Raw genomic sequence first — 11863 nt, 5'->3', positions numbered from 1 at the left:
CCGGCAAAATCTGGATGTGGCGATGCCTCTCCTGCCGCGGGGTTGGGGCGGCAAGAGCGGTGTTGCAAAAGGGAAAGGGGTAGCTGCGGAAAAACCCGCGCCCGACAAAACGCCCAGGGCTAGGCGCAGCGTCGAAGACAGTACGCTAGTACATCAGTACGATGACTTCCGCCCCTGCAACAACGCCCTGGACGTTTTGTCAGACCCAGCCGGCATCGACGATGAATTCCTGACTGGAGCACATCGCGCCGTCATCGGAGGCAAGGAACAACACCATGGCGGCGATGTCCTGCGGCATCAGTTTATTCGGCAGGCACTGGCTTTTCTTGATTTCCGCTTCCGCCGCGTCATCGACCCACAGCTCGATCTGGCGCTGCGTCATGACCCAGCCGGGCGTGACCGTGTTGACGCGGATATTGTGGGCGCCATAGTCGCGCGCCAGGCCCCGCGTGAGGCCCACGACGGCCGCCTTGGTGGTGGCGTACACAGGGTAGCCGCCCGACTTCATGTGCCAGGAAATCGAGCTGACGTTGATGATGGAACCGCCGCCCTTGCGCTTCATGCCTTCGAAGACGGCCTGGCAGGTGAAGAACATGGGACGTTGATTGATCGCAATGCGCTCGTTCCAGTATTCCAGGGTCACGTCCTGCGCCTGGTGGCGCTGGTCGTTGGCCGCATTGTTGACGAGGATATCGAAATCGCCCAGTTGATCGGCCAGTTCGGCCATGACGGCTTGCAGGGAGGCAATATCCGTGATGTCGCAATGACGGAACACGGGCGCCGTCCAGCCCGCTTCGGCCAGGCGGCGGCACAGGGCCTCGCTCGCTTCCACGGCGATATCGACAAACGCCACTACGGCGCCCTGGGCGGCAAACTCCGCCACCAGGGATTCGCCGATGCCGCTGCCGCCGCCCGTGATGAACACGCGCTTGCCTTGCAAGCTGCCATATTTCGCCAATTGCTTCATCTTGTCTCCACCTGTCTATTTTTTATGTACTACGTGCAACACACACTGGCGCGGCAAGGCCCGCTGGCCCGCCGCACAGCAGGTTTTAGTCCTTGCCCAGCACGCCATCCTTGCGGCGCCAGATACTGAGCGGATTATCGTCGCGCAGCGACTCCGGCAGCAAGTCCTGCGGCAGGTTCTGGTAGGACACGGGACGCAGGAAGCGGTTGATGGCCGCCGTGCCAACCGAGGTGCTGCGGCCGTCCGAGGTGGCCGGGAACGGGCCGCCGTGCACCATCGCCGTCGACACTTCCACGCCCGTCGGGAAACCGTTGGCCAGGATGCGGCCCACGCGGCGTTCCAGCACGGGCAGCAAGCGGCGCGCGTCTTCCAGGTCGCCCGCATCCATCTGCAGGGTGGCCGTCAGCTGGCCTTCCAGGCTTTCCGTGATCGCCAGCATTTGCTCCATGTCGCGGCACGCCACCAGCAGGGAAGCGGGACCGAACACTTCGTCGCGCAGATCGTGCCTGGCCAAAAACGCCTCGCCCGAGGTGACGAACAGGGCCGCGGCGCCCTTGCCTTCGTCGCCCGTGTTTCGCACCAGCGGCGTGACATCGGCATGCTGCGCCAGCGCGGCCACGCCCTTGGCATAGCTGCTGGCGATGCCGGCCGTCAACATGGTGGCGGCCGGAGCCGGCGCCAGCGCTTCGGCGGCGGCGGCGGCAAACGCCGTGAAGTCAGGGCCTTCCAGACCCAGCACGAGGCCGGGATTGGTGCAGAACTGGCCCACGCCCATCGTCAGCGAGGCAGCAAAACCGCTGGCGATCGCCGCGCCACGAGCGGCCAAAGCTTGCGGCAGCACAAACACGGGGTTGATGCTGCTCATTTCCGCATACACGGGGATCGGCTGCGGGCGTTCGGCCGCCACCTTCATCAGGGCGATGCCGCCCGAACGCGAACCCGTGAAACCGACGGCCTGGATGGCCGGATGGGCGACCAGCGCCTGGCCGATGCCATTGCCCGTGCCCGTCAGCAAGGCGAACACGCCGGCCGGCAGCTGGCAGAGGGCAATCGCCTTGACGATGGCGCGCGCCACCAGCTCGGACGTGCCCGGATGGGCCGAATGGGCTTTCAGCACGACGGGGCAGCCGGCCGCCAGGGCCGAGGCCGTATCGCCGCCGGCCACGGAAAAAGCCAGCGGGAAGTTACTGGCCGCAAACACGGCGACGGGACCCAGGCCGATCATGCGCAAGCGCAAATCAGGACGGGGCGGCACGCGGTCGGGCAAGGCCGAATCGATGCGCGCATCGGTCCACGAGCCTTCGCGCAGCAGGCCGGCGAACAGTTTTAATTGACCCACGGTGCGGCCGCGTTCGCCTTCCAGGCGCGCGCGCGGCAAGCCGCTTTCCGTCATGGCGCGCACGATCAAGTCATCGCCCAGTTCGCCGATTTGCGCGGCGATGGTATCTAAAAAGTCGGCGCGCTCGGCATCCGTGGTGGCGCGGAACGGGTCGAAGGCGGCTTGCGCCAGACGGCAAGCCTCGTCGATTTGCGCCACGTCAACCATGTGGAAGGCGGGCGCGATGTGCGCGCGCGCGGCCGGATCCCAGGCTTCGAAGGAGCCGCCATTGCCCTTAACGGCGACGCCGCCGATCAATGCCTCACCGGTGATATTGAAACTCATAATGTGCTCACTTTCGCAAATTCGGTTGGGAAGAGGTCGAGGCGGTTGCGCAGGGCAGGGCCAAAGGCCGGCGCTTCGATTTCAAAGGTTTCGCCCGGCGCCACGCTGACGCCATCGGCAAAGCTCAGGGTGGCCGTGCCGAAGAAGTGCACGTGCACGTCGCCAGGGCGCTTGAACAGCGGATACTTGAAGTGATGGTGCTCGAGGTTGGCGATCGTGTGCGACATATTGTCTTCGCCGCTGACGAACGCTTTTTCCCAGCGCACATTGCCGGCCGCATCGAGCACACGCGAGCTGCCGGCGATGTGCGCGGGCAATTCGCCTACCAGCAGGGCCGGACCCACGCTGCACATGCGCAGCTTCGAGTGGGCCAGGTACAGATAGTTCTGGCGTTCCGTCACGTGGTCCGAGAACTCATTGCCGATGGCGTAGCCGACCCGGTAAGGCTGGCCGTCGTCGCCGATCACGTACAGGCCGGCGATTTCCGGCTCTTCGCCGCCGTCCAGGGCAAAGTCGGGCATGCGCAGGGGCTGGCCGCCAGCGCGCACGATGGAGCCGTCGCCCTTGTAGAACCACTCGGGCTGGGCGCCCGCCGTATCTGCTTCAGGCTTGCCGCCTTCCACGCCCAGGCGGAACATTTTCATAGAGTCGCTCAGGGACTCGGCGTCGCCGCCGATCTTCTTGTGCATGGCGTCGCGCGCGCCGGCGCTGCCCAGGTGGGTCAGGCCCGTGCCCGTCACGTAGCAATGCGCCTCGTCCGCATGGTCAAGCGGCGCCAGCAGGCGGCCGCTGGCGGCCACGTCCGCATACGCATGCGTGGCGTTGCCGACGCTGGCGTTCACCAGTTCCGCCAGGCTCACCTTCTTGCGGATGGCGTCTTGCGCCAGCGCATACGTCGTGTTGTAGCCTTCGATAACGCGGATGACGTCGTCTTGCAGCAGGCCGACGAGGCGGCCGCCATGTTCATTCGTAAATTGCAGCAACAGCATGGGATTCTCCGCTTAATGTGAGTGGCGCGGCACGGCGGAACCGCGATTGCCGACCAGGAAGTCGAAATCGCAGCCTTCGTCGGCTTGCAACACGTGTTCGATGTACAGCTGCTGGTAGCCGCTCTTCGGTCCGGGCGCACTGCCCAGTTCGCGGGCCGCCAGGCGCTCGGCGATTTCCGCGTCGCTGATGTCGATGTTCAGGCTGCCGGCGTGGCAATCGAGGGCGATCATGTCGCCATCGCGCACAATACCCAGCGGGCCGCCGGCCATGGCTTCCGGCGCCACGTGCAGGACGACGGTGCCGTAGGCGGTGCCGCTCATGCGCGCGTCCGAAATGCGCACCATGTCGGTAATGCCTTGCGCCAGCAGTTTCGGCGGCAAGCCCATGTTGCCCACTTCGGCCATGCCCGGATAGCCTTTCGGGCCGCAGTTTTTCATCACCAGCACGGAATTGGCATCGACGTCGAGATCCGGATCAACGATGCGCGCCTTGTAATGTTCAAAGTCTTCAAACACGACGGCCTTGCCCCGGTGCTGCATCAGATGCGGCGAGGCGGCCGATGGTTTCAGGACGGCGCCGCGCGGCGCCAGGTTGCCGCGCAATACGCAGATGCCGCCATCGGCCAGCAATGGATTGTCCAGGGTGCGCACGACTTCATCGTTGTAGATCGGCGCTTCGACGCAGTTGTCCCAGATCGACTTGCCGTTGACGGTCAAGGCATTCTTGTGCGGCAGCAAGTCACCCTCGCCCAGGCGGCGTATCACGGCCGGCAAGCCGCCCGCGTAGTAAAACTCTTCCATCAGGAAACGGCCCGACGGCAGCAGGTCGACGATGGTCGGCGTGCCGCGGCCCGTTTTCGTCCAGTCTTCCAGCTCCAGCGGCACGCCGATGCGCCCAGCAATGGCTTTCAAATGGATCACGGCATTGGTCGAGCCGCCGATGGCCGCATTGACCTTGATGGCGTTTTCAAACGCCTCGCGCGTCAGCACTTTCGACAGGCGCAGGTCTTCGTGCACCATTTCAACGATGCGGATGCCCGACATATGCGCCAGCACGTAGCGGCGCGAATCGACGGCGGGAATGGCCGCGTTGTGCGGCAAGGACGTGCCCAGCGCTTCGGCCATGCTGGCCATGGTCGAGGCCGTACCCATGGTGTTGCAGGTGCCTGCCGAGCGCGACATGCCCGATTCGGCCGACATGAACTGGTGCAAGGTGATCGATCCCGCCTTCATCTGCTCGTGCAACTGCCATACGGCCGTGCCGGAACCGATGTCCTTGCCGTTCAGCTTGCCGTTCAGCATGGGGCCGCCGCTGACGACGATGGTGGGGATGTCGACGCTGGCCGCGCCCATCAGCAATGCCGGTGTCGTCTTGTCGCAGCCGACCAGCAGCACGACGGCGTCCATCGGATTGCCGCGGATCGACTCTTCCACGTCCATCGACGCCAGGTTGCGCGTCAGCATGGCTGTCGGGCGCAGATTCGATTCGCCGTTCGAGAAGACGGGGAATTCCACTGGGAAACCGCCCGCTTCCAGGATGCCGCGCTTGACGTGCTCGGCCAGCTGGCGGAAATGCGCGTTGCAGGGGGTCAGTTCGGACCAGGTATTGCAGATGCCGATGATGGGCTTGCCGTGAAATTCGTGGTCAGGTATGCCCTGGTTTTTCATCCAGCTGCGGTACATGAAGCCGTTCTTGTCCTGCGAGCCGAACCACTCGGCCGAGCGCAGGGCCACCTTCTTTTTTGTCTCAGACATGCCATTCTCCTGGTTGTGCCATGCCGGATCTAAGGTCGTCGGCCCGGGCAGCGATGTTGGAATACTAAAGAATCCTGCCATGCCTTTCCAATCAATTTTTAATGCGTTCCGATATCGAAAACGATATCGGCATGCACCAATGAAAACGCCCTGCGGGCGCGTGGCGGCAGGGCGTGGAGGTATTGGGGGTTAGACGATTACTCTACGGAAAACCGGTAGACGGTTTCCGTCCGGTATTCCTCGCCCGGGCGCAAGATGGTGTTCGGGAAATGCGCCTGGTTCGGCGCATCGGGGAAATGCTGGGTTTCCAGGCACAGCGCGCTGCGGTAGCTGATGGCGCGCAGCTTGCCGTACTGGCTGCTGTCGAGGAAATTGCCGGAATAAAACTGGATGCCCGGTTCCTGCGTGTACACCTGCATCACCCGGCCCGATTGCGGATCGCGCACGGTGGCCGCCAGGTTCAGCAGCTGACCGGGTTGTTGATTCAGCACAAAGTTATGGTCGTAGCCGCGGCCGATGCGGATTTGCTCGTGCGGCAAGTCAATGCTGCTGCCGATGACCGTGCTCTGGCGCAAGTCGAATGGCGTGCCGGTGACGTCCGCCAGCTCGCCCGTGGGAATCGAACCGACATCGACGGGCAGGTAACGGTCCGCATTGATGGACACTTCGTGGCCGAGGATATGGCCCTGCCCTGCCAGGTTGAAATAGCTGTGGTTGGTCAGGTTGACGGGCGTGGCCTGGTCCGTCACGGCGTGGTAGCGCAGGCTCAGCGCATTGTCGTTGTCCAGTTCATAGGTCAACGTGACGTCGAGCTTGCCCGGGTAGCCGTCTTCGCCGTCCGGGCTGCTGCGCGTGAACGTGACGCCCACGGCGTCTTCCTTCGTGAACGGTTCGGCCCGCCACATCACCTGGTGGTAGCCCTGGTTTCCGCCATGCAAGTGATTCGGTGCGTTGTTGACGGCCAGCTGGTAATCCTTGCCGTCGAGGCTGAAACGTCCCCCGGCGATGCGGTTGCCGTAGCGCCCGATGACGGCGCCCAGGAAAGCGCCGTTGTGCAGATACGGCTCGATGCGCTCGAATCCGAGCACCACGTCGGCAAAGGCACCAGTGCGGTCCGGCACGTGGATTTCGCTGATGATGGCGCCAAAGTCGAGCACTTTCACTTGCATGCCCTGGCGGTTCGTCAGGGTAAACACAGTGACGTGGTCGCCGCCGGGCAGGACGCCGAACGGCGCTTGCGTCACTGAAACAGAATCAACTGGGGTCATGGCGTCGGGTCCAGGGTTTACAGGGTCGATGAGCGGCCAAACACGGGCATGCCTTGCGCATCCCAGCGCAGCGGCTTCACAAAGGTATGGCGGTCCGGGTTCCACAGGGGATCGCCGACGATTTCCGTGTAGGTGCGGGCATGGTACACCAGCAATACGCCGTCGCCATCGGCGGCCGTGGTAAAGCTGTTGTGGCCAGGGCCGTAGATGCCGTGCTCGTAGCAGGTGGCAAACACGGGCGCGGGCGACTTCGTCCACGCCGCCGGATCGAGCAGGTCGGCCGTGGCATCGGCCCACAACAAGCCCATCGCGTAGTTTTCATCGGTGGCGCTGGCCGAATAGCTGATGAAGATCTTGCCATTGCGTTTCAGCACGGACGGTCCCTCGTTGACCCAGAAGCCGCGGATTTCCCAGTCGAATTCCGGCTTGCTCAGCATCACGGGCGGGCCGGCCAGCTGCCACGGCGTGGCCATCGGCGCGATGTAGAGGTTGGAATTGCCTTCGATGGCCACATCCTTCTGCGCCCACAGGTAGTACAGCACGCCGTCGTGCGTAAAAGTGGTGGCATCCAGGCAAAAGGTGTCGATGCCCGTGTCGATCTGTCCCATGAATTCCCATTCGCCTTCGAGCGGGTTGGCGTTCGTGTTACGGATCGCATACATGCGGTGCTGGAACAGCTTATGCTTGATTTCGCGGCTCGGCGCGGCGGCGAAATACACATACCAGGCGCCCTGGTTGAAGTGCAGCTCGGGCGCCCACACCAGCTCGCTGTACGGCCCCGTATCCGGCTTGTGCCACACGTCGACCGTTTGCGCGTCGGCCAGGCCGGCGATGCTGGCGGCACGGCGCAGTTCGATGCGGTCGTACTGGGGCACGGACGCCGTAAAGTAATAATAGCCGTCGCTGTGGCGGTAGATATGCGGGTCGGCGCGCTGTTCGATCAGCGGTTTCAAGACGTCTGCCATGTTGCTTACTCCATTCAATTATTCTTACGCAGCCACGTAGCCGCGCTTGTGCATTTCGGTTTTCACTCCCGTGTAATAGCTGTCGCTGATGCGGTACTTGAACATCAGCAAGCCCATCAGCAAGTGGAAGAAGCCGGGGATGACCGACAGCATCAGGGCGATGCCGTTCAGGGCGAATTGCGTTTGTTCATGGTTGGGCTGGTAGTCGAAATACGCGAGCAGCACGCCCACCAGGCCGCCCGCCACCGCCATGCCCGCCTTCTGGCAGACGGAAATGCCGCCAAAGGCGAAGCCGGAGACGCGCTTGCCCGTCTTGACTTGACCGTAATCGATGGTTTCCGCGATGGCCGACCAGAACACGGGCGCATGCAAGTCCACCACGAAGGACAGCAGGAAATACAGGGCGAAGGCCAGCACGGTGTCGCTCGGCTTCACGAAGAAATAGATCGCCAGGCTGATCAGTGCGACGCCGATCTGCGTGTAGCGGAACAGCTTTACCTTGCAGTAGAACTTGGTGATCCAGGTCGAGGCGATCATGGCCAGGATGGCGGCCACCACGCCCGTGGTCAAAAAGGCGGCCACCGTTTCCGTATTGCCACCCAGATAGTATTTCGCGTAATAAATGGCGACGGAGCCGCGCACCACATAACCGATGGTGCCCGTGACGCACACGCCGCACAGCACCAGCCACTGGTCGTTCTGCAGCAGCACTTTCAACTGTTCCAGCAAGGACTGTTTTTCCACCACGTGCACGACACGCTCGGTGGTGGAAAAATAGCAGAACAGGAACAGGGCCACGCCCATGACGGCCATCACGGCCATGGCCGCCTGGTAGCCGACGGCCGGGTTGCCGCCGCCCCAGCGTTGCGACAGGATAGGCACGACGATGGTCACCATGAAGGCGCCGATCTTGGCGAAGAACAAACGGTAGCCGTTGGCCGACAGGCGGTCCTGCGGGTCGCTGGTGAGGCCGCTGATCAGGGAAATATACGGAATGCCCACGCCGGCCGTCATGATGGTCATCAGGATATACGTCGAATATGCCCAGATCAGCTTGGCGTCATATTGCCACTCGGGCGTGCTGAAGACGAAGAAGACGCTGACGCCATACGGCACGGCCAGCCACAGCAGATACGGGCGGTAGCGGCCCGAGGCAAAGCTGTAGCGGTCGGTGATCTGGCCCATGACCAGGTCGGCGATGGCGCCGATGACTTTCACGGCCACGAACAGCAGGGCAAGATCCGTGGTTTTCAAGCCATAGATATCGGTATAGAAAAAGGTGATGATCAGCATCATCGACGAGATGACGACGTTGAGCGCCATGTCGCCGGCGCCGAAGCCGACCTTTTCAACGGTGGATAATTTTTGCGTCTCCATGCTTTCCGTCCATTCTTTTGATGATGAATCGTGCGTGACTGCCCAACTGACAGGGGCGCTGCCGGCCGAAACCATGGCAACGCCCTTGGATACTGCTTTTTTCACTCATGTAAAACGTTCAGGGCAAGGCGCGTTGCCGAAGACAGTACGAGGAGTACGGCGAGGCAAGGCAACGCAGCCATGGACGTTTTACATCTTCCAGCGCAGCGATAACCCTACCGTGCGGTCATAACGCCGCGTATCGCGCGCATACACGCCCGGCTCGTTCCAGTAATCCTTGAACTTGGTATCAAGCAAGTTATTGCCATCGAGAGTCACCGTGAACTGCTCGTTGATCTTGTACGACAGCGAACCGTCGAGCTGGGCCGTCGGCGCCACTTTCAAGTCCAGGCCGGGGCCGCCCTGGTTGTAGCTGTCGATGAATTTCGAGCGCCAGTTGTAGGCCAGGCGGCCCGACCACGCATCTTTTTCGTACAGCAGCACCAGGTTGTAGGCATAGCGCGACACGCCCGTGATGGCATGGCTGCCCGTCACGTCGTCGGTGGTGCCGCTCATGTAGGTGCCGTTCGCCTGCAGGCCCAGGCCATTCAGGATGCCGGGCAAGCCGTCATAAAACTGCTGGTAGCCGATTTCCAGGCCTTGCAGCTTGCCGGCGGCCGTGTTGTACGGGCGGTCCACATCGTAGGTCTTGCCGCCGATGGTTTCGCTGGCAATGCGCTGCTGGATATAGCCGTCGAACTTGTGGTGGAACACGGTGGCCGTCACGGACCCGGCCGGCGCGAAATACCATTCCAGCGCGGCATCGACATTGTCGCCCGTTACCGGCTTCAAGTTCGGATTGCCGCCCGCGCCCGTCGCCTTCACCGTTTCCGTCGAGTTGACCAGGGCCACGCCCGGGTTCAACTGGGAAAAGCCGGGGCGGCTGATGGTGCGGCCCGCGGCGAAGCGGCCGACCAGGTCGGCGCGCAGCTTGATTTTCAGGGCCACGCTCGGCAGCACGTCGGTGCTGGCCGTGTCGCTGATGACGGGCGTGTAGACCCCATCCTCGGAAGTATTGCCTTGCAGGCTTTGCTCCGTGCGCACGACGCGCACGCCCACGGTGCCGTCGACGGGGTAGGTGCCCAGTTTAAAAGCGATCTTCGCCTTGGTGTAGATGGAATACGTTTTTTCCGTATCCTTGAAGAACGAACCCGGATCCATGGCGCGCGCCGCGCTGCTGCCCGTGACGGCCTGGCGCACGGTGCCTGTGTTATTGAGCAGGAAGCTGGCGCACGGCGTGTACCACTGCTTCAAGCCATAGTCGGGGCCGCCGCCGGACATCGATTCCGACAGGCAATTGAGGCCCGGAATCGACGTCACGCTCTGGCGTCCAAACGGAAACGCGGCGCCGGACACGTCCGGTGCTTCCGCATTGCCCTCGAAACTCTTGATCGATTCGGCTTCGCGCTTGACGCCGCGCACGCCGACGCTGATTTCCTTGAAGATGCCGCCGGCGCTCGGCGTGTACGCCAGGTCGGCGCGCAGGTCGTTCGAGCTGCCCTGGTCCTTGCCGTAACGGTCGAAAAAGCCCTTCAAATAATAATTCGACGGGTCTTGCAAATCGATGCCCGTGTAGTCGACGTGCAGGGTACCGTTCTGGTTGGTATTGATGGTGGCATTCGGCACCTGCGTGATGGCATCGAGGATGGGGTTGCGCCATGTGAACGTGCTTTTGGTGCTGGCCACTTCCGACGTGAAACGCCATTCCGGGTTGATATCCCACAAGCCGCCCACGGCAAACTGGTGCGTCTTCGTCTGGTTCTTGTTCGCCTGCGTCGACATGATGGTGTTGACGTTGGTCGAGGTCAGGGTTTGCAGTTGGTTGCTGCCGGGAATCCTGGTCGCCGACACGGGCGTGCCCCACCAGGGCAAGCCGACGAAGTAATCGGACTCGGCATCGAGCAGGAAGCGCGTGGCCATGCCTTCGGCATACAGTTCGACGTCGGCGTTCGGGCGCCATTGCAACACGGCATTGGCGGTCGTGCGGCGGCGGTCGCCCTTGATCGGCAACAAGCCCACCTGGTCCGGCGCCGTCAGGCCGGGCGAAAAATAACTCTTGTCCACGGGCGCCGTATTGAACGCGCGTTCCTCGTGGTAACGGTGTTGCTGCTGCGACAGGCCCAGCAGCGCGCCCACCTCGCCGATGCCCGTCTTCCAGCGGTTCGCCACCATGCCGCTGACGTTCGGGTCCGTGGCTTTCGATTTGTCGCTGTAGACGGCACGCGTATTCACGCTGGCCGTGAACTCCTTGAAGTCGAACGGACGGTTGGTGCGCACGTCGATGATGCCGGCCACACCGCCTTCGACCTGGTCGGCGCCCTGCGACTTGTACACGTCCACGCGCTGCAGCATGGTGGCGGGAATGTCGGCCAGGTTGACATAGCGGCCCGTGGTGGTGAACAGCTCGCGGCCGTTGAGCAGGGTCGTGACATCGCGCAAGCCGCGGATCATGACGGCGCTGGCTTCGCCCGAATCGCGGCGGATCTGGATGCCGGAAATGCGCGCCAGGGTCTCGGCCACGTTGTTATCGGGGAATTTGCCGATGTCGTCGGCGACGATGGAATCGATGACCTGGTCCGAGCGCATCTTGATCTGCTGCGAATTTTGCGCCGAGCGGCGCACGCCGCTGACGGTCACGACCGACACTTCCGCCGCAGGCTCGGCACTGGCATCGGCCGCCACCGCCTCCTGCGCCCACACCGAAGCCGTGCTCAGCAAGCCGATACCGGCCAATGCCGCAACGGCTGCCTTCAACATGAATGGACGAGGGAAAGTGGCCGCGAGCGGGCCGGTGGCGTTGCGCATCATGAATCTCCAGATATTGTATTGATATTTTTGTG

The 11863-nt window shown here is 62.8% G+C and carries 8 protein-coding genes; all 8 read right to left on the bottom strand.

What is annotated here, in order from left to right:
- Positions 1-199: 199 nt before the first annotated feature.
- Positions 200-967 carry an SDR family NAD(P)-dependent oxidoreductase gene (locus tag AC0V2Y_RS24000; RefSeq protein ID WP_475417085.1) on the bottom strand — a complete coding sequence of 256 codons (768 nt, stop codon included), beginning with the start codon at positions 965-967 and terminating at the stop codon, positions 200-202.
- A gap of 85 nt (positions 968-1052) precedes the next feature.
- Positions 1053-2630, bottom strand: a complete 1578-nt coding sequence (locus tag AC0V2Y_RS23995) for an aldehyde dehydrogenase (NADP(+)) (protein ID WP_475417086.1) — start codon at positions 2628-2630, stop codon at positions 1053-1055.
- A complete protein-coding gene (gene araD1, locus AC0V2Y_RS23990) occupies positions 2627-3619 on the bottom strand; it encodes an AraD1 family protein (protein ID WP_475417087.1) in 993 nt (330 codons plus the stop codon). Before araD1 ends, AC0V2Y_RS23995 begins: the two co-directional genes overlap by 4 nt.
- Before the next feature lie 12 nt (positions 3620-3631).
- Positions 3632-5374, bottom strand: a complete 1743-nt coding sequence (locus AC0V2Y_RS23985; protein ID WP_475417088.1) for an IlvD/Edd family dehydratase — start codon at positions 5372-5374, stop codon at positions 3632-3634.
- Positions 5375-5571: 197 nt separating this feature from the next.
- Positions 5572-6642 carry an aldose epimerase family protein gene (locus AC0V2Y_RS23980; RefSeq protein ID WP_475417089.1) on the bottom strand — a complete coding sequence of 357 codons (1071 nt, stop codon included), beginning with the start codon at positions 6640-6642 and terminating at the stop codon, positions 5572-5574.
- A 17-nt stretch (positions 6643-6659) separates the two neighbouring features.
- Positions 6660-7607 carry a glycoside hydrolase family 43 protein gene (locus AC0V2Y_RS23975; RefSeq protein ID WP_475417090.1) on the bottom strand — a complete coding sequence of 316 codons (948 nt, stop codon included), beginning with the start codon at positions 7605-7607 and terminating at the stop codon, positions 6660-6662.
- Positions 7608-7631: 24 nt separating this feature from the next.
- Positions 7632-8984, bottom strand: coding sequence for an MFS transporter (locus tag AC0V2Y_RS23970; protein WP_475417091.1), 1353 nt, complete (start codon positions 8982-8984; stop codon positions 7632-7634).
- 189 nt (positions 8985-9173) lie between these two features.
- A complete protein-coding gene (locus AC0V2Y_RS23965) occupies positions 9174-11831 on the bottom strand; it encodes a TonB-dependent receptor (RefSeq protein WP_475417092.1) in 2658 nt (885 codons plus the stop codon).
- Positions 11832-11863 lie beyond the last annotated feature (32 nt).

Source organism: Janthinobacterium sp. BHSEK, from assembly GCF_056174685.1.
The sequence above is the reverse complement of the archived record's forward strand: the minus strand, read 5'-3'. Positions and strand labels throughout refer to the sequence as shown.